This window comes from Dyadobacter sp. CY343 (genome assembly GCF_021390335.1).
In the GTDB taxonomy this organism is placed as follows: Bacteria; Bacteroidota; Bacteroidia; order Cytophagales; family Spirosomataceae; genus Dyadobacter.
Window position 1 is genome coordinate 471,351 of sequence record NZ_JAJUXK010000004.1, and the last position, 19,934, is coordinate 491,284.

15 protein-coding genes are annotated in these 19,934 nt (G+C 46.3%); 6 read left to right on the plus strand and 9 right to left on the minus strand.

Going from position 1 to position 19,934, the window contains the following annotated elements:
• Positions 1–9: 9 nt before the first annotated feature.
• Positions 10–3,117 (plus strand): efflux RND transporter permease subunit, encoded by a 3,108-nt coding sequence (locus tag LZG94_RS13830; RefSeq protein WP_233792462.1) that lies wholly within the window; start codon positions 10–12, stop codon positions 3,115–3,117.
• A gap of 72 nt (positions 3,118–3,189) precedes the next feature.
• Here LZG94_RS13830 and LZG94_RS13835 read toward each other — a convergent pair whose 3' ends face one another.
• The 5 genes from LZG94_RS13835 to LZG94_RS13855 all read right to left on the minus strand — a co-directional run bounded on the left by LZG94_RS13835 (position 3,190) and on the right by LZG94_RS13855 (position 8,789).
• Complete coding sequence (locus tag LZG94_RS13835; protein ID WP_233792463.1) at positions 3,190–4,641, minus strand: ATP-binding protein; 1,452 nt, start codon at positions 4,639–4,641, stop codon at positions 3,190–3,192.
• A gap of 19 nt (positions 4,642–4,660) precedes the next feature.
• The gene (locus tag LZG94_RS13840; RefSeq protein ID WP_215232550.1) at positions 4,661–6,121 is read right to left on the minus strand and encodes a sigma-54 dependent transcriptional regulator; all 1,461 of its coding nucleotides are present in this window, start codon (positions 6,119–6,121) and stop codon (positions 4,661–4,663) included.
• A gap of 27 nt (positions 6,122–6,148) precedes the next feature.
• Complete coding sequence (gene rpoN, locus LZG94_RS13845) at positions 6,149–7,591, minus strand: RNA polymerase factor sigma-54 (RefSeq protein ID WP_255700651.1); 1,443 nt, start codon at positions 7,589–7,591, stop codon at positions 6,149–6,151.
• Between the two features lie 543 nt (positions 7,592–8,134).
• Complete coding sequence (locus LZG94_RS13850) at positions 8,135–8,446, minus strand: hypothetical protein (protein WP_233792465.1); 312 nt, start codon at positions 8,444–8,446, stop codon at positions 8,135–8,137.
• A 55-nt stretch (positions 8,447–8,501) separates the two neighbouring features.
• Complete coding sequence (locus LZG94_RS13855; protein WP_233792466.1) at positions 8,502–8,789, minus strand: YtxH domain-containing protein; 288 nt, start codon at positions 8,787–8,789, stop codon at positions 8,502–8,504.
• Between the two features lie 354 nt (positions 8,790–9,143).
• Here LZG94_RS13855 and LZG94_RS13860 point away from each other — a divergent pair, with 354 nt between their 5' ends.
• Positions 9,144–9,521, plus strand: a complete 378-nt coding sequence (locus LZG94_RS13860; protein WP_233792467.1) for a response regulator — start codon at positions 9,144–9,146, stop codon at positions 9,519–9,521.
• Between the two features lie 134 nt (positions 9,522–9,655).
• On the opposite strand, the gene LZG94_RS13865 is transcribed toward LZG94_RS13860, so the two are convergent.
• Positions 9,656–11,887 carry a tetratricopeptide repeat protein gene (locus LZG94_RS13865; RefSeq protein WP_233792468.1) on the minus strand — a complete coding sequence of 744 codons (2,232 nt, stop codon included), beginning with the start codon at positions 11,885–11,887 and terminating at the stop codon, positions 9,656–9,658.
• A gap of 342 nt (positions 11,888–12,229) precedes the next feature.
• Here LZG94_RS13865 and LZG94_RS13870 point away from each other — a divergent pair, with 342 nt between their 5' ends.
• The 3 genes from LZG94_RS13870 to LZG94_RS13880 all read left to right on the plus strand — a co-directional run bounded on the left by LZG94_RS13870 (position 12,230) and on the right by LZG94_RS13880 (position 15,994).
• Positions 12,230–13,969 (plus strand): alpha-amylase family protein, encoded by a 1,740-nt coding sequence (locus LZG94_RS13870; RefSeq protein WP_233793123.1) that lies wholly within the window; start codon positions 12,230–12,232, stop codon positions 13,967–13,969.
• 131 nt (positions 13,970–14,100) lie between these two features.
• A complete protein-coding gene (locus LZG94_RS13875; RefSeq protein WP_233792469.1) occupies positions 14,101–14,919 on the plus strand; it encodes an N-acetylmuramoyl-L-alanine amidase-like domain-containing protein in 819 nt (272 codons plus the stop codon).
• A 7-nt stretch (positions 14,920–14,926) separates the two neighbouring features.
• A complete protein-coding gene (locus LZG94_RS13880) occupies positions 14,927–15,994 on the plus strand; it encodes a mechanosensitive ion channel family protein (RefSeq protein WP_233792470.1) in 1,068 nt (355 codons plus the stop codon).
• Positions 15,995–16,219: 225 nt separating this feature from the next.
• Here the strand turns inward: LZG94_RS13880 and LZG94_RS13885 are convergent, their stop codons facing one another.
• The 3 genes from LZG94_RS13885 to LZG94_RS13895 form a co-directional block, all read right to left on the minus strand.
• A complete protein-coding gene (locus LZG94_RS13885) occupies positions 16,220–17,590 on the minus strand; it encodes a HAMP domain-containing sensor histidine kinase (protein ID WP_233792471.1) in 1,371 nt (456 codons plus the stop codon).
• Positions 17,587–18,264 carry a response regulator transcription factor gene (locus tag LZG94_RS13890; protein ID WP_215232560.1) on the minus strand — a complete coding sequence of 226 codons (678 nt, stop codon included), beginning with the start codon at positions 18,262–18,264 and terminating at the stop codon, positions 17,587–17,589. Before LZG94_RS13890 ends, LZG94_RS13885 begins: the two co-directional genes overlap by 4 nt.
• A gap of 210 nt (positions 18,265–18,474) precedes the next feature.
• Positions 18,475–19,035 (minus strand): DinB family protein, encoded by a 561-nt coding sequence (locus tag LZG94_RS13895; RefSeq protein ID WP_233792472.1) that lies wholly within the window; start codon positions 19,033–19,035, stop codon positions 18,475–18,477.
• Between the two features lie 288 nt (positions 19,036–19,323).
• Here LZG94_RS13895 and LZG94_RS13900 point away from each other — a divergent pair, with 288 nt between their 5' ends.
• On the plus strand, positions 19,324–19,932 hold the full coding sequence (locus LZG94_RS13900) for a DUF4136 domain-containing protein (protein WP_233792473.1): 609 nt from the start codon (positions 19,324–19,326) through the stop codon (positions 19,930–19,932).
• Positions 19,933–19,934 lie beyond the last annotated feature (2 nt).

Consider the following 19,934-nt stretch of genomic DNA (forward strand, 5'->3'; position numbering starts at 1 on the left):
ATTCACTCGATGAACAAATTCATTAGAGGTATCGTCGGGTTTTCTTTGAAAAACCGGTTCTTCATATTCTTCATGACCGGCCTGCTGATTGTGGCGGGTATTGTCAGCTATCGCAATACGCCGCTGGAAGCTTTTCCGGACGTTACCAATACGCAGATCATCATCGTTACGGAATGGAATGGGCGCAGCGCCGAGGAAATTGAGCGATTTGTGACGGTGCCGATTGAGGTGGCGATGAACTCGGTGCAGCAGAAAACCAACGTCAGGAGCACGACGATGTTCGGTTTGAGCATTATCAAGATCATTTTTGATGACCACGTAGAAGACTTTTTCGCCCGGCAGCAAGTTAATAACCAGCTCAGGAATATCTCGCTGCCCGACGGCGTGGAACCTGACGTTCAGCCGCCGTACGGTCCTACCGGAGAGATTTTTAGATTTACTTTAAAAAGCAAAGACCGCGACAGCCGCGAGCTGCTCACGCTGCATAACTGGGTGATCGACAGACAACTGAGAAGCATTCCGGGTGTAGCTGACGTGGTTGCATTTGGTGGCCGGGAGAAGATTTATGAAGTGCAGGTAAATCCGACCAAGCTGGTTAAATACAACATCACGCCGCTGGAAGTATACCAAGCGGTTTCAAAAAGCAATATCAATGTAGGCGGCGATGTGATCGAGAAAAACGGGCAGGCTTATGTGGTGCGGGGGATCGGGTTACTGAACTCCATTCCGGATATTGAGAACATCATCGTTGAGTTTGTAAAAGATAATCCCGTGCTGGTCAGGGATGTGGCGGATGTGAAAGAGTCAGATATGCCGCGTGTCGGACAGGTTGGACTCGATGGAAATGATGATGTGGTGGAAGGTATTGTGGTACAACGCAAAGGCGAGAATCCGAGCGAGGTACTGGCGCGTATCAAGGAAAAAGTAGCGGAATTGAATACCAAAATCCTTCCGCCGGATGTGAAAATGGTCACTTTTTACGACCGCGACAACCTCATCGAATTTTGTGCGCATACCGTGAAGCACAACCTGATTGAAGGTATTGTGCTCGTGACCGTGATCGTATTCATTTTTATGGCCGACTGGCGCACGACAGTTATCGTGTCGATCATCATTCCGCTTGCACTGCTTTTTGCATTCATGTGCCTCAAACTCATGGGTATGTCGGCCAACTTACTCTCGATGGGGGCGATCGACTTCGGTATCATCATCGACGGGGCGGTGGTCATGGTGGAGGGGATATTTGTTTCGCTCGACCATCTGGCACATAAAAATGGAATGCAACGTTACAACAGACTTGCAAAACTCGGGCTTATCAAGAAGACCGGCGGCGAGCTTGGGAAGGCAATATTCTTTTCTAAGCTGATCATTATCACTGCACTGATCCCGATTTTTAGTTTCCAGAAAGTCGAGGGAAAGATGTTTACACCACTTGCTTTCACCCTGGGATTTGCCCTGCTCGGCGCACTGCTGTATACGCTGACGCTGGTTCCGGTACTCTGCTCAATTTTACTCAACAAAAACGTACGCGAAAAAAGTAATCCGATCGTCCGATTCTTTGACCGCTCGGTTTCCCGCGGCTTTGAATGGTGCTATGCGCGTAAGAGATTAAGTGTTCTTTTTGCAATGATTTTTCTGAGTGTCAGCCTCTTTTCTGCCAAATTCCTGGGTACCGAATTCCTTCCGACTCTTAACGAAGGCACATTGTGGGTAGAAGCTAAAATGCCGATGAGCAGCTCTCTGAATGAGACGATTAAAATGGTGAGCGTTCTCCGTGGAAAACTCAATGAATTTCCGGAGGTAAATGGTGTATTATCCCAAACCGGCCGCTCCAATGACGGAACAGATCCTTCCGGTTTTTATTATGTTCAAATGCAGGTGAATCTGAAACCGAAATCTGAATGGACGCGCAAGATTACGCAGGACCAGCTGATCGAAGAAATGGACACCAAGCTGAAACAGTTCCAGGGAATCAACTACAACTATTCGCAGCCTATTATCGACAACGTAGCCGAGGCCGTGGCGGGAATGAATGCCAGTAATGCCGTAAAAATCTACGGCGACGATCTGGAAACGCTGAATACCAAAGCAAACGAAGTGCTCGAAGCGATCAAAGATGTGCCGGGGATTAAGGATGTGGGCATTCTGCGGAATATTGGCCAGCCCGAAGTGAGTGTGATCCTGCATGATCATAAAATGGCCCAATATGGTGTGAGTATCTCCGACGCGCAGGCGGTCATTGAAATGGCGATCGGCGGTAAAACTGCCTCGATCCTCTATGAAGGCGAACGAAAATTTGATATCCGGCTGCGATACGAGCAGCAATACCGCAGCAATGTGGACGATATCCAGCAACTGATGGTCCCGACACTAACCGGCGGCAAGATACCATTGAAAGAAATTTCCACCATTAGAACCGTAACCGGACCTGCATTTGTGTACCGGGATAATAACAAACGCTTTATCGGGGTAAAATTCTCCGTGCGCGAGCGTGATCTTGGGAGTACGATCGCCGATGCACAAAGCCGGGTGAAACCAATGCTGCAAAATCTTCCGAAAGGCTATTCTGTCAACTGGTCGGGCGAATTCGAGAACCAGGTGCGGGCAACAGAGCGCCTCAGCCAGGTGGTACCGATCAGCCTTATCGGGATCTTCATACTCCTCTTCATTATGTTTAATAATGCAAAAGATGCAGGTTTAGTGTTAATCAACGTTCCATTCGCGCTGATTGGTGGAATACTTGCGCTGCACGTTACGCACATGAACTTCGGGATTTCCGCCGGGGTTGGATTTATAGCCCTATTCGGGCTCTGCGTTCAGAATGGGGTGATCCTGATCTCGGTATTTAATAAAAACCTGTCGGCGAGAATGCCACTCGACGAGGCGATCAGGGAAGGTGTAAAGTCTCGGATCAGGCCGGTGGTGATGACCGCATTAATGGCGGCGATCGGATTGCTTCCGGCTGCAACATCAACAGGTATTGGTTCGGAAACGCAGAAGCCACTTGCTATCGTCGTGATCGGCGGACTGATCACAGCGACCGTCCTGACCTTGCTAGTCTTTCCGATCATATACGCATTCTTCAATCGCAAGACGAAAAATGCATACGCGGCATAACATGAAATGTGATCCGAATCTGGCGGTGGGCCTTATACGTGCAGACTGCGCCTGCTTTTAATGCGGCGAATATCAGATCTGCGCGTCAGGGAGGAGTGCATTCGGCTTGAAAGTGATCGTAAATGTGGTTCCCACACCCACTTCCGATTGTACGTCTATACGTCCGTGATGGGCGTGGATAATGCTCATAGTAGTCGAAAGCCCGATCCCCATACCATTATTTTTACCCGTAAAATAGGGTTCAAAGATTTTCTCAATATGCTCTTCACTAATGCCTGAACCATTATCTGTAAAGATCACCTGAACACCTTCACTGTGGTTTCTGGTGGAAATAGTAAGAATACCTTTATCTTCCTCCATCGCCTCGATCGCATTCGTTATCAGGTTGAGAAAAGCCATTTGCAGGGAAACAGAATCGAGCGGGATAGCCAGTTCTTCTTCTGCAAAGTAGGTGACGATCTGGATCCGCTTCAATTGCACACGGTCAAGCGCCGCTCCTATTGCCTGACTCAAAACAGTGTGCACCGAATTGTTAACCAACTCTATATCAGCAGAATTCGAGGGTTGCAGGAGCTGGGATATCAGATCGTTAATACGGGTACAATTCCGCTTGATGATCTGTGTATAAAATTTCTGGTCTTCGTCCGTCAGCTCCATTTCGAGCTGCTCGGCCGACAAGTTCACATTTGTAAGCGGGTTACGTACCTCATGCGCCAGCATGCGCACGAGCCGACCTGTAACAGCCATTTTTTCGGAAAACAAACGCTCGCGTTCCGATTGCTTTCTGGCGGTCATATCATGCAGCCGCCCCTGAATGTAAGGGTGGTCGTCGTCTATTTCTACGGAAGCGGAAAAGAGACAGTACTTTTTGTCGCCCTCCCTGGTAAGCAGCCGCACTTCGTGATCGTGAATGGTATGGTCCTTAATATTTCCCCAGAGTGCATTAAATTGCGGATCCTCAATCAGTTCGACGATATTCTTCAATTTAAGATCGTCTTCTGCATATCCTGTCAGGACGCTGCCGGAAGCATTCAAATCGATTATATTGCCTGCTAGATCACTGATAAACAGAAAATCATTGGACTCTTCAAAAACACGTCGGTACCTTCTTTCGCTGTGTTTCAGTGCTTTTAAAACAGAAGTTCTTTCCAGCGCATACCTGATGCTCCTTTCCAGCTTTTCAGCGTCGAGCTCACTTTTAATCAGATAATCGGCAGCGCCCAGGCGAAGTGCTTCGACAGCGATCTTAGTATCGCCTTTTCCGGTCAGAAGTATGATCGGTTCCTCGCATTCAAACTGGCAGGCCAGATCGATCAGGTCAATACCTGTACTTTCGCCGAGCAGATAATCGAAAAGGTACAGATCATACTTTTTAGTTTTGATCTCCTTCTCCGCATCCCTGAACGTCGCGCACCAGGTAATATCAAATTTCCAGTTGACGAGGTCATTAAAATACTCCCTCGTTAGGAAGTAATCGTCTTCGTCGTCATCAACGAGAAGTACCTTTATTAGTTTGTTGTTCATGCCGCATTACCCTTTACCACTAAATGTCAAACTGCTTCATTTTATTATAAAGCGTTTTCCTGTCGATGTTCAGTAAACGGGCCGCTTTGCTTTTGTTGAAATTTACATCCCTCAAAACCTGCATGATCATATCATATTCAGCTTCATTAGCCACTGTTTTCAAACTCGGCTTGGAATCGTCTCCGTCCACCGGTTCTACAATCCCGGGAGCAGCAGGCGCAACAGCGGCAGGTTCCTCGTCGAGGTCTTTCAGCTTGCGATAATTTACAATTTCAAAAGGCAGTGATTTTTCTTCGATCAGGTCGCCGTCGGAAAGTAATGTAGCCCTTTTGATCACATTCTTCATTTCGCGAAGGTTACCCGGCCAGGAGTAGTTCAGGAAGTCGCTTTTCACTTCTTCCGAAAATCCGCTTACACTCTTGTTCAGCTCTGCATTTGTGGTTTCGAGAAACGAGTTCGCGAACAACATCAGATCGTCTTTCCGGTTTCTCAACGCGGGTACTTCAATGGTAAATTCATTGAAACGATAGTAAAGATCTTCTCTGAATTTCCCGGTTTTCGCCGATTCCAGCAACCGTTCGTTACTCGCAACGATAATACGTACATCGAGGTCGATTTCTTTTGATCCGCCAATGCGGCGCATTTTACGTTCCTGTACTACACGGAGCAGCGCAACCTGGATTTCGTAGGATAAATTGGAAACTTCATCCAAAAACAAGGTACCGCCGTTGGCAAGCTCGAAATGCCCTATTTTGGTTTGAAGTGCTCCTGTAAACGATCCTTTTTCGTGTCCGAAAAGCTCGCTACCTGCCAGTTCTTTTGAAATAGCACCGCAGTCCATCGCTACAAAAGGCATATCCTTCCGGCGGGATCTGTTGTGGATTTCCTGCGCGATCGCTTCTTTTCCCGAACCACTTTCTCCATAAATAATCACACTGAAATTGGTAGGCGCTACCAGATCAACCTGCCGGAAAAGGTTATCAGAAACCTCCGAAGTTCCCATGATGTAGCCAGCCTTGGTGCGTGGATTCATCTTTCTCGCAGGTTTCGGACTGTTTTCCGAAGTAGTGCCTGAGGTAGCCGACGCGGTGTACATTTGCTCTTCATTTTGAGAAGATTCCGCATCCGCGATCGCCTTTTTCACTGTGACTAATATTTCGTCAGGAAAAAGCGGTTTGGTGATATAATCGTAAGCGCCCAGCTTCATGACGCTTACAGCGATTTTAATATCTGAATAGCCAGTAATGATCAGCACCGGCACATTTGGCCGTTTCGCCTTAATGGCAGTCAGCAATTCGGTTCCTGTAATATCGCCCAGGCGAAAGTCCGTCATGACAAGGTCCGGCGAGATCGATTCGATCAATGCGAGACCATCTTTCCCGTTTTGTGCTGTTTCTACTATGAAATCATTCTTCGACAAAAACCTTTTCAACAGAAAACAAATATCTGCCTCATCATCAACAACAACAATTTTTTTCATGCCTGGTTTTTAGGGCTTAATTTAGATTTAAATAGTCACTCTTAATCTAGCGGTGGGTATGTTCAGCTGCTCCCGATATTTTGCTACTGTCCGTCTGGCTACTGAATAGCCTTTTTCTGACAACATATCGGTAATCTGCTGGTCATTGTACGGGTGTCTCTTATCCTCCGCGGCAACAATTTCCCTGATCGCCTCCTGGATTTCTCTATTAGATACCTCGGTACCGTCTTCATTCGTAACACCTTCCGTAAACAGGTCTTTCAACAAAACGATCCCGAACGGTGTTTGCACATATTTATTGGTAGTAACCCTCGAAACCGTGGAAATATCCATATCGATAATTTCGGCCACATCTTTGAGGATCATCGGTCTCAGTTTCTTAACATCACCAGACTGGAAGTAATCATATTGCAGCCGCACAATCGCTTTCAATGTGCTTAGCATTGTATTTTCCCGCTGCTTAATGGCGTCTATGAACCATTTAGCCGAGTTCATCTTGTTTTTCAGGAACTGGTTGGTGGCTTTGTCATTCTTCTGCTCCGCCATTTTTGTAAACACCTTGCTCAGTTTCAGGGCAGGGCTGTTTCCCCAGGTCAGCTGCACTTCGATCTCGCCGTCTTCTGCATACCATAACATGAAATCCGGCTTGATGCTTTCATTCACTATTGAATCGTTGCGAAGTCCGGAGGCTGGCTTGGGGTTTAATGTAGTGATCAACTGAATTGCTTTTTTCAAAGCTTCTTCGTCGAGGCCGGTAATCCGCATGATCTTGTCATAATTGCGGGAACCCAGCTCATCGAATGCATCAGTTACAATGCGGTATGCAGATTTCCAGGTATCATTCTGCGTTTCCATGCGGTTCAGCTGAATGAGCAGACACTCGCGCAGGTCACTCGCTGCAATACCTGGTGGATCAAGCTGCTGTATCACTTTCAGCATTGCATTCACTTCATCGGTATCGATGAACATGCTGTTGGCGAACGAAATGTCATCTGCTATTACGTCGCTCTCGCGTCTCAGAAAACCATCTTCATCCAGCGAATCGAGGATAAAGTCTGCCACCAGCTGCTGGCGCTCGTTTAGTCTGAGAAAATGAATTTGTTGTTTGAGATCGTCGCGGAACGAGATTGGTTCCACCATCGGCCGCGTATATAGCTCATTATCTGCCGATTGGTTATTTGCATAAGTCTTGTAGTCGGGAACATCGTCATCCCTGAATTCGTCCCAATCGTAATAATCCTGAACTGAATTATCCTCGCCTGTTCCGGTATCCGCCGGATCCTGCAGATCGTCGGAAGCTTCCTCTGCGGCATTCTCCTCCTTACCCTCTTCTAAAATCGGGTTTTCCTCTAATTCTTCTTTGATTCTCTGCTCAAGCTCCATCGTTGTCAAATGCAGTAGGTTCAGCATTTGAATTTGTAATGGAGAATATTTTAAGGTCTGCCTTTGCGTCTGCGTCTGTCTTTGCATAGAGCAAGTAACGGTAAGATGGTAATTTTCTTAATGCTTTAAATTTACAATTCTTTATTCAATGTTCAGGTAACACGGAACAGCGATTGCAAAGATTGCGTAGTTATTTCCACAGACTGAGTATTATAATTCAGAAAGTAGGGATGCTCCACACGGTCACTACTATTCGCCGGATTCCAAATACCTTTTTCGGACAAGGCGGATCAATCTGACAGCTTCGAGACAGATGCTCGCAAGCTTTTTGTTTTCCTGCTTCAGCGCAAAATATATTTGCCTGATAATCATAAGTGTAGAAAGGGCCGGTGATCAGAAATGACTTTCCCGGTAACGCCTTGCCCACTTCATTTGAGGTTGAAAACTTCGTTCAGTACGATTTTCGCAGCCGCCTGTCCGAGATCGGAATAAAGAGACAAAAATTGTATTAAACAAAAGGCTTGCCGACCCTGATTTCTATCTTCCTGGACAACCAACCCATTTCCGTGAATATGGAAAACAAAAAAACCCTTCGGTTGAAGGGTTTTAGTATATATAGATTATGCGCAATCAGGATAGCACTTCCGGTTTTTCGTCAGTTGCCTTCTTCACCCACCTGAGACCTTTTAATAACAGATCGCGGCCTTCATCTACGCCGTGCTTCAAAATCACCTTTTCCACAACCATCGGAACGACGAAGTTGAGCGGTGCGGGTAAACGTTTCAATGCAGTACGTGCAAGTACTGCGCCCACACCCAGTTCTAATCCCCGGCCGGTAGCACTTTGCGGGCCAGCAGCAAGCAATTCTTTGATATAATCAACAGTATTTGATACTGTAATTTTTGGTTTTTGATCCGTCGACGGATCGGTGTTGCTTTCCATGATGGTGTGAAAATAAAGTTGGCCGGAACTGGACAGCTCCGGCCTTTTACGAATATTAGTTAAAATCGTTGAATTCACGCTTCGCAGTATCAGTATACTCTGCTGCTTTATTAACTGCCTCGTCTTTTAATGCCGAGCCCTCCTCTTTCAGGTTCTCTGCTGCGTCTTTTGCACTTTGTTTGCTTTTTTCAAGCGCATCAATCAGGTCGCCGGCGAGGCTGTTTGTTTTTTTCTTGATCTTCTTCCGGATTTGCGCTCCTTCTTCCGGCGCTACAAGCAATCCGATAATCGCTCCTACAACGGCAGCTGATATTACACCCAAAATCACTTTATTACCTGACATAGTTTTAGCGTTAATGTGAACAATCATTTCCATTACCTGAGCAAAATCCTTACCAGTTTCTCCTCGGTCCATATATTTTCATTAGTAACCTGAAAATCAGTACACTAAAAAAAATACTGACGATAATTCCCCTCCCGAACCTGTAAAGAAAAATTCCTAAATAGCGGAAAAGCCGGACAAGCGGAAACTCAAATAAAGCTCACTGAATAATTTCGACAAACCATTGTCCCGGTTCTCGCTCCGGAAAGCTCTTAAATGGCAGGATTATTGCAACTGGCACCTTAACTATATGCAGTACAAGCTATCTTAAGTACCTCCGCTATTGATGACTAAATTTATTTCCGACACATCGCTATGAAGATTGTAATTATTGAAGATGAGAGAGATTTGGGAGTGTTGATGCGCAATTTTCTAGTGAGACAGCTTAATATCAGGGAGCCGGAAGCGGCTATCAAGGTAGCAGGGTCCCTGAATGAGGGTATAGCTTGCATAACCGAGATAATGCCGGATTGGATATTCATTGACAACAACTTACCTGATGGAAAAGGTATTGGTGAAATTCAGAGAATAAAAAGTATATATCCTGACAAAAAAGTATATATCGTCACAATGAGCGCCATGACCAATTTGCGCGACGAGGCTTTTAAGAATGGCGCAGACTACTTTCTGGACAAGCCGATCAGCTTCGTCGAAGTCCGGAATATCTTTTCCCAGCACCGGGGAGAAGCCTGATTAACCAGAACAAAAGGAGGTGTTTTTACAGTAGAGAAATTTGCGTCAGTTGGGGATGTGCGGTAAAGAAGACGTAGAAAATATTTCTCACAGGCCTATTCTGCGCGGATTTTCTCCAAGTTATTAAATTCAGATTAAAAAAGAATAGGGCAATGCGTGCCCGATTTGTTTCGCGAACCCGGCAACTTCACTTTTTGACTTCGGTACCTGACACGCTTCGTTTTGTCTCCGTCGCTCTTCTTATTCTCGTAGGCTACCAGCTTGAAATCGTATTCCGGTATAAAGTAATCTTCCTTGTATTCGGCAACCGGCAGCGGCATATAGTGTCTTCCTGGGAAGGTCAACACGTCATACTCATAATCGTACAAATAGATCGTCACAAATCCATCGCGGCTGTATTTGATCCCAATATCGGAAAAAGGGCTATTCTCATCCGCGGATGCTACGAGTCGCATCATTTCCTTTTGCTTCCCTTTCGCAAGTACGGTCATATTGTATTGAAAAACCCGGTGAAGTGAATCGATTTGGAGTGCCACACCCAGGTAATATTTGGCATCCTTGATCCGCTCCTGCCCCGCGTACATGACAGCGGTGTTGTTCAATGCACTTTTATCCTGATAGGTTTGGTAGCTCAGTTTTGCCTCATCGTATTTTTCCAGATAGCGGTATACGTTTCCCTGGTTTACGTTATAGAACTTGCGTGAAGGCGCTACTTCCATTGCCTTCTTAAAATCTTCAAAAGCGCCGTCATAACGCGCATTTGCCTCATTCACCTGACGTTTCTGGTCGTGGCGGTTCCCGATATATGCTTGTATGATACCGTGGTTATTATGCAAAAAAGGTAAGTCGGGCTTTTCCCGCACCAGGCTGTCGAAAAGCGCCATTGATTTGTCGAGCTGATCGTTTTCCAGCAGTACTACCCCCCATCCGTTCTGTGCATTCACATTGGAAGGATTCAGGGAAACTGCCTTTTTGAACACCTGATAGCTTTTTTTATACATATCGAAGTGGAGGAGCAGGTTCCCGTAATTGCTCCACATCAGATCGTAACCCTGCTCGTATTGCAATGCTTTTGCCAGGAAAGTACCTGCTTCCGAGTAGCGTTTCTGGTCGATCATAATGCCGCTCATACCTGCCAGCGCTTCGTATCGCGTTGCGTCCAGCTTGATCGCTTTCTGGAAATCATCCTGTGCTTCGCTGGTGCGTTTCAGATAGTATTCAGAAAATGCTTTGGTAACAAAAAGATCAGCAAAAAACCTGTTGTGCTCATCCAGCGCTTTTTCTGCTTTCTTGAAATCCTTTAAAGCGAGCTCATACTTACGCTGACCATAATACGAAACGGCGCGGCCGAGATAGGCAGGCAAATAGGTCGAATCCTTTTTAATTACCCGGTCGAAAAGTGTAAATGCTGTCTGATACTCGCGCTTGGAAAGGTGCGTATTTGCTATTCCCGATTGCAATGCGGGTGTTTCACGTTTTAGAGTGGAAGCGAGCTTATAGTAGCGTTGCGCCTCGCTGATCTGCTTCAAACCATAATTTGCATGCGCCATTCCCAGGTAAGCATCGCCCCGGAAAGTGCGGTCGTCCGTTTCGAGATAGGAGGAGAAAACTGCCTTTGCGGGGCCAAACTGGTTGAGGGACAGCAATGCATTTGCATACCTGATCTGCGCTTTCGGGTGGGTACGGGCCACTTTTTCAAAATCTTTGACAGCCCGCTTTTCATTCCCGGTTCGCATCAGCATATCGCCGCGCTGGAGCCGAAATGCCATTTCATCTTTCTGCCTGATCGCGGTGGTAACTTCTTCAATCGCTTCTTCGGTCCGGCCGCTGTATTTGTGTACCATTCCAAGATTGTAATTCCATTTGCCGCCGCTGTTCTTCGCTGAATTACCGGCCGCAAAATCTGCTGCCTCGCTGTATTTTTTCTGTTTACCAAAAGCGACGACGGTGTTCAGGTTTGCATGTGTGCCGCCGGGCGCCTGGCTGAAGTCGTTTCGGGCTGCGTCATATTTTCCGGAAAGCAATGCAAAAAGTCCTCTGTTATAGCGTAGCTGCGGTTCCTGCTGGTTCAGGTCGAGCGCTTCCATGATATGCAGTGCCTTCTGGTAATTCCCCAGCAGGGCGAGTATCACCGCCTCGTTGTTCATACGCTGAACCGAATCGGAGGGTTGAAATGCTTGTTTGTGATAGAGAGAGTAGGCAGCCTGCAATTCGCGGATACCGCGCTGATAAGACTTTTCCCTTATTAGTGCGGGATTGTTTTCTTCAAAAGAGCGGTTAAAAACAGGCAGTAGATCTTTGACCAGTCTCTGACATTCGCCAAAGTCCTGGGCAGCAACTTCCCCGGAACCTAATACGGTCAGCATCAGCCATATACTTGATAAAACAAGTAAGTAGATTCTCTGTACCATAGTCAAATAAAATGGCTCAAAAAGTCGTAACCTACGAGTAATGTCCCAGATTTACAATTATTACTTTAACCAGATGCTAAATCCTCGGTATTATATTATTTTTTCAAGAAATAGTAAAATCAATAAAAAGGTATAAAGTGTTTGTATCACGCACCAATTTTGATCAGCTGCACCACGCTATACCTGGTTTGGATCAAAAAGGCAGGACGAATGGAAGGCGTAATTTTCAAAATGAATATCTTGCAGACGAAGAAAAGCCGCGATCCATTCCTTAATAAATATCAAAGTCAACAGACTATGTCCCCAGTTAATCAGAATAAGTTTGTCATTTACCAGATTTTCACGCGCCTTTTCGGCAATCAGAATACAACCAACAAATGCTACGGTACGATCGAGGAAAATGGCTCCGGCAAGTTCAATGATATTACGGATACAGCCCTGAAAGCGCTGACCGATTTTGGTATTACGCACGTTTGGTACACGGGCATTCTGGAACACGCCACGCTCACGGACTATTCGCAGTTCGGCATCCGGAACGATCATCCGCTGATCGTGAAAGGTATCGCAGGGTCGCCTTATGCGGTGAAAGATTATTATGATGTGGACCCCGATTTGGCGGTCGACGTTACCAACCGCATGCACGAATTTGAGTTGCTTATTGCACGCACGCATTCACAACAGCTGAAAGCTATTATTGATTTTATTCCCAATCACGTAGCGAGGCAATATCATTCGGATGCCCGGGCGATTGGCGTGAAGGATTTCGGTGAAGAGGATGATACTACGGTCAGTTTCAGTCCGTCCAATAACTTCTATTACATTCCTAATCAGGATTTTATAGTCCCGGAAGGCCACACACCGCCTTTCGCCGTAACAGCTCCTTACGACGAAAGACCTGCGAAAGCGACTGGAAATGATGTTTTCGCAGCCCAGCCAAGCCAATATGACTGGTACGAGACGATCAAGCTGAATTATGGTGTGGATTATCAGAACGGCGGCGCTACCCATTTTTCTCCTATCCCTTCCACGTGGCTCAAAATGTATGATATTTTGAAATACTGGACAGAAAAAGGAGTGGACGGATTCCGGTGCGACATGGCGGAAATGGTACCAGTGGAGTTTTGGGCGTGGGTAATTCCTGAGATCAAAAAATTAAACCCGGAGATCATTTTCATCGCTGAGATCTATAACCCGCAACAATATCACAATTACATTCATAAAGGAAAATTCGACTATCTGTACGATAAAGTCGGACTGTACAACTCACTACGGCGACTGATCGAGGGGCACGGAACAGCAGAGGATATTACCAGGCTGTGGCAGCAGGAGTCAGGGGATATCAGTGAAAATATGCTTCGGTTTTTGGAAAACCATGACGAGCAGCGCATTGCGTCGCGCTATTTCGCGGGCAACCCCTGGCTGGCAATTCCTGCGATGACGCTCAGTGCCACACTCCATACTGGCCCGATGATGCTTTATTTTGGTCAGGAACTGGGAGTTAACCCACTGGTTGCGGAAGGATTTCAGGGAGAAGACGGACGTACTACCATTTTCGATTACTGGGGCGTAACAGAGTTTCAGCAGTGGGTAAATGGCGGCAAGTTCAATACGGACCTATTGACCAGCGAGCAACGCAAGCTCCGGGAGTTCTATGAGAGCCTGAATCACTTCGTGCTGCAAAATGAGGCCGTTTTTGCAGGCGAATTTTATGACCTGCAATATGTAAACGTAGATGGGCAAAGTTACAATTACGACAAAAAAATCATTTACAGTTATCTCCGTCATACCCCGGATCAAAGGCTGCTTTTTATCTGCAATTTCGACCGTGAAAGAGCTGTTGAGACCAACGTTCGCATTCCGGAAGATGCGTGGAGTAATGTGTTGCAACTGAATAGCACCATTCAATATAAGCTTACTCCTGTTTTCCCTGCATTTGCGGCAAAATTGCATCAGCAGGCTGCGAATATCACTTCCAGCGGGATTCACGTTGAGCTGCCTCCGGCATCCGTCCTCGTATATGAAATAGTGAAAAAATAGCGCCTGCATAGGCAGGTAAGGCTTTTTCATTGCTATTTTTACGTAATTGCGAAGTTTGTATGTAAATATTTAACCCTGCCAATAGCCCGGTGCACCGGCCGGCAGTTAAATATCCGCTAAAAAAATTGAGTATGTTGAGAATTGCAGTTTTATACATTCTGGTCTCTTTCTCAGGTGCTGTCCATGCGCAAACGAACCTGCAAAAGGTTTTTGCGCAGAAAATGGATCTGCCGGAAAGCCGGGATATCGGCACCCAGGTACTCCGGATGAGTGAATCGTTTCTGGGTACGCCCTACGTTGCGGGTACGCTGGAAGGCAATCCTACCGAAAAACTTGTCTGCAAGTTCGACGGGTTGGATTGTACTACACTTGTTGAAAGTGTAATCGCGCTCACCGTGGCAAAAAGCGAGAATGCAACTTTTGACGCATATAAAAATGAGCTGACCAAATTGCGGTACCGCGACGGGATCATTGACGGGTATCCTTCCCGGCTGCATTATATTTTGGATTGGCTGTATGAAAACGAGAAACGCGGCAGACTCGAAGATATCACAGAAAAAGTAGGCGGGGTACCGTTTACAAAAAAGATCAACTTCATGACCAACCACGCCAATCTGTATGCCGCACTGGCTGAGAGTGAGGTTTGGGAGAAGGTTAAAGGACAGGAGAGCGAGATCAATACAAGAAAGCACAGCTATATTCCGAAAGCCGGCATTCAAAAGGCGGAACCGATGCTACATGATGGTGATATTGTTGCATTTACCTCTTCTGTTGAGGGGCTGGACGTGAACCACATGGGTATTATAAGTAAAATTGGCAGCAGGGCTTATCTGATCCACGCTTCCCTGGGTGGAAAAAAAGTGATCATGACCAGTGTCCCGCTGGCTGAATACGTGGCATCTGTCCCGAAGCACACGGGGATGATCGTCGCGCGACTCAACGATATCTGACGAATGAATGAATTACATAGAAGCGTTTTTCTACAAAAATGAACCCTGGCTGATTGTCCTGATTGCGGGAGTAGTCGGGTTTATAATTAGCGCATTACTTATCAATATCATTAAGATAGCCGCCTTAAAAAGGCAGTGGAACGCCGTGAAAGCGATACGGGAAAATCTCACGAGCGTACTCTATTTTTTCGTTCCGATGGTTTTCATCACCGCCTCTACCCGGGCCTATTCCGCTATATACCCCGAATATGGCTGGCTTTTCGCAATCAGCAAGGTGTCCCTCATCGCCGCGACAACGTGGCTGATGGTCCGGGTCGTGATCATAATCGAAAGGATCTTAGTCGACCAGCTCGATTTCAATACCCCTGATAATAACCATGCGAGACGGATGTTCACGAAGATCAAATTCGTGAAGCGGATGGTCATTATTTTGATCGTGATCGTAGGCGTTTCGGTATTGCTGCTGAGTTTCGAAGGGGTACGCCAGTATGGTGTAGGTTTACTTACCTCGGCGGGTATTTTCAGTGTGATTATCGGTTTTGCAGCCCAAAAGTCTCTTGCTAACCTGATGGCGGGGATTCAGATCGCATTTACGCAACCTATTAAAATAGACGATGTTGTGATCGTCGAAGGCGAGTGGGGCCGGATCGAGGAGATTAACCTGACTTATGTGGTGGTGAATATCTGGGACCTCAGGCGCATTGTGCTTCCGATCACCTATTTCATCGAAACGCCATTTCAGAACTGGACAAGAAACGACAGTGCGCTGATCGGCACTGCGTTTTTTCAACTGAATTACCACGCACCTATCCCCAAATTGCGTGAAAAGTTGAAAGAGATATTGGATACCACGCCGCTGTGGAACGGAAAATTGTGGGCACTTCAGATTACGGATACGCAGGGTCAGCTGATGGTAGTTCGGGCGATCATGTCCGCCCGCAATTCGAGCGAAACATTTGATCTGAGGTGTCTGGTACGTGAGAAAATGATTGAATTCATCGCAAAAGAATATCCCGAAGCATTGCCTTCCACACGTATCGAAGATTCGCAGAGGCAGGTTCGCATTCCTGAATAGCACTAAAAAACTGGCCTCCGGAATGTCCCGAGGCCAGTTTTGCTTTACTACTCACCTAACTCAATTTAACCTGGTATCGCTTCCTCCGGGTAATTCGGAAATCAATAGCTGTTAAACTTCGTGCATATCTAATCACCTCATTTACTAATATATTGTCCCGGGTGATCAGGTTACAAAAAACAGTCAGGCGAGTTAAAGTCGCATTAATGCTGAATTAAAAGCGAGTTAAAAAGGAGGAAACCGAACGATAAATGTAGCACCCGAGCCTAATGTGGACTCAACATCGATCGTCGCTCCCTGCATATTGATAATGCGTTTGGTGAGTGCTAGTCCAATGCCATAACCCGCCTTTGTGATCGTGGCGCCGCTCCGGTAAAACGTATCGAAAATATAAGGCAGCTCGGCGGGCGCAATGCCAATTCCGTTGTCTTTGAAGTTGATCCTGATCTGATCGTCGCCGGTTTCCAGCGAGACGTTAACCGTCTTGTCGTCAGAATATTTACAGGCATTATCCATGAGATTAACGAATGCTGTTCGCAGCAGACTTTCGTCGCCGATCCGCATCAGCTGCTGCTCATCGTCAGGGATTTTTTCATAAGTAACATTCACGTGGTATCCCGGATTTTTTTGTTCGGTAGATGTTTTCGCCTGCCAGAGCACTTCATCTATCCTGATCTTTCTGAATGATACTTTGAATGTATTTTCGTCGGTCCGGGCGAGTTCGAGCAGTCTGTTCACCAGCCCGTTCATTTCTTTCGCTTCTGCCCATATTCCCTGCAATGCGTCCTGGTATTCGTACACTGAGCGTTCCTTCATCAGGCCTAGTTCCGCTTCGCTCATGATCAGTGCCAGGGGTGTACGCAGTTCGTGAGAGGCGTGGGAAACGAAATTCTTCTGCGCGACAAATGCAATTTCCAGCCGGGCAAGCATTTGGTTGAAGGTTTCCGCCAGCAATGCGAGCTCGTCTTTCTCCCGCCCTACCTTTACTTTTTCGTGTAAGTTCCCCGCCGAAATATTATTGACCTGATCGATAATATCTGCAACGGGCTTGATCGCGTCATTAGAAAACTGCCAGCCTGCCACGGCGACCAGCACCAGCGCCAGAAGCCAGCCAATGACCAGAATTTCACGCAGCCGGTGCAGCTGGCTCATTCCCAGGTTGTCATTGGCGATAATCACGACGATCCAAGGCTTGCGGTGATCCTGCAAAATGTGGCGGGTAACAATCACTTCCTTGTCCTGGTATTTGGTGCGGATCTCCCTCCCACCCCGCGCGTCGGCCAGCGATGATTTTGAAATGGTCAGGTAGTCGGCGCCGCTCATGTAGATAATCGAGTCGGCTCCGTCGTAGATCGTGATCTCTTCGTTGAGAAGGATCGTTTTGTTCTCTTTTTCGATCTTTTCAATATCCGCCTTGCTGATCCCGTTGCTCGCCTCTACCAATTGCGCAATAGTCTGCGCCCGCTCGTTCAGAAATGAATAGAACCGTTTTTCTCTGTATTGATCATAAAAAAAATAGATCGACAGACAAAAAAGTGCCATGATGGAGCCGACCAGCATGGTGAACATGAGCGTCAGACGGGACTTGATATTCATTCTTCCTTGAATATGTAACCCATTCCCACTACCGTGTGGATCAGCTTGTTAGGATAATCTTTATCCACTTTTTTTCTCAAAAAGTTAATGTAAACGTCTATCACATTGGTACCTGTATCAAACCGAATATCCCACACCTGCTCGGCAATATCCACCCGGGATACTACCCTCCCGCGGTTGCGCATAAGGTATTCAAGCAATGCAAATTCCTTGGCTGTGAGATCAATACGGTTTCCGGAGCGGCGCGCCACTTTTTCGTCGAGGTTCAGTTCCAGATCGGCGAGTGTAAGTACCTGGCTCGATTGCTCCCGCGTGGTATTTCTGTGGGACAATACCTTCACCCGGGCGATCAGCTCGCGGAATTCGAAAGGTTTTACAAGATAATCGTCTCCGCCGGCTTCAAAACCGTCAAGTTTGTCGTCGATCGTTCCAAGGGCAGTAAGAAAAAGGATCGGTGTTGACAAACCGTCATTTCTCAGTTGCCGCGCCAGATCGTAACCGTTCAGCAGCGGCAGGTTTACATCGAGAATGATCACATCGAACCGGTAATTGGCCGCCATTTTTTTCCCGACTTGTCCGTCATACGCCAGCTCGACTTCCCAGGATTGTTCTTCGAGCCCGCGTTTCAGAAAGCCGGCCAGTTTGGGTTCGTCTTCAACGACAAGGATTTTCATAATGGATGATCAGTATTTAGATTTCAAATGTTGCACAGATTTCTACTTAAAAAAAGGCTGACCGAAATATCGGACAGCCTTTATGTCTATATCCACACCACTAGAACATTGACGAGCTAGGTTTCGCAACGCTCTATTATTATGCAAAATAGAAAAATTTAGCAATAAACAATAGGTCGCAATGCAACTATACGAAATTTTATATAAGTATTAATAGTATTCTGACCCCTGATCGAAGTCCGATCGGTCGTCAAATGCGCCATAATTATCGTCTTCATCCAGGCGCATGCCCTTCACTGCTTTTTTGATAAGCCCGATCTGCCCTGCGTGGTACACATCGTGCTGAATCACACCGTGGATCATGGTATAATAAGAATAGTCGCGACCCGGCACAAACTCTTCCAGGAAGCTGTCACTTTCAATTTTTTCCAGTTCCGAAATCAGTTCTTCCTGAGACAAACTGAGCTCCATTTGAATAGCTTCCCACTCAAATTCGTCCACTATCGGGAATTTCTTCCAGTCTTTATCCTGTGTTTTAATATCAAATTCCGCGTCACCCTGGATCTTTCTCACTGAGAATATCCGCCAGGTGGTCATGTGGTACACGATCTCCGCGATCGAGTGTGTATTCGTGCTGAGCCGCAGCTCTGCCATTTTCGGCGTGACGTCACGCAGTGCCTCTACTACCGACGGTCCGTACCAGGCTTCTTCACTTTCATACGTGTCGTTCAGAACATCTATGATCCTTAAAATCTCTTCTTTTGTTTCCATATTTATGATAATTGCAAGGTGCTGCTGGTCTTTTTCAAACCAAAGATGATGATTATTGCCTTCTCCTTATTTACAGGTATCCATTTTTATAGAATACAAATTTGATGTGCCTTTCAGTTGCATCGCCGTCAATATAAGGTATGGATTGTTACAACCAATTTTCACAAAACGAGGTCTGCAATAGTGTACAAACCATTTTTACTAAAAAATTGAGCCGCTAAAACTGCATTTGTAAAATGTTCAATTTCAAATTTCGTTTAATTAATAACTTTAAATGTAAGACCCAAAATGTTTAAAAAAGCTTCAATATTCCTTCTTATAGCCGGACTGGGAATGGCTTCCTGCTCCAAAGATCCGATCAATGACCTGTCTACGGAAGAATCACTGGTATACATCACCAACCACGACAAGGCAGCTAATTTCAAACAATACAAAACTTTCAGCATTGTCGACTCCGTAGTTGTCGTTGAAAATAATCGCTCAGGCACTGCACTGACTGATATTGACAAAGATGTACTTACGCGCATTATCACCAAAATGCAGGCCCTCGGCTACACATATGTGAGCCCGAAAGCCAAACCTGACGTGGGTATTAATGTGACCTGGATCACAAATACCTATTTGAATGTAGTTTCGCAGCCACTTAACTCCTATTACGGCGGTTACTGGGGCGGCGGCTTCGGTTATGGTTACCCTAATTATTACAGCTACTACGAAACTGCCGAGAGTTACTGGCTGATCACGCTGCTCGATTTCAAGAACCCAAACACAGTTGACAAAACGTTTAACGTGATCTGGGATGCGCAGGTAAGAGGGGCGGGTATCGGCAACAGACAGTATGTAGATACGATGATCGACTCGGTTTTTGGCCAGTCAGAATATTTAAAAATTAATTGAAA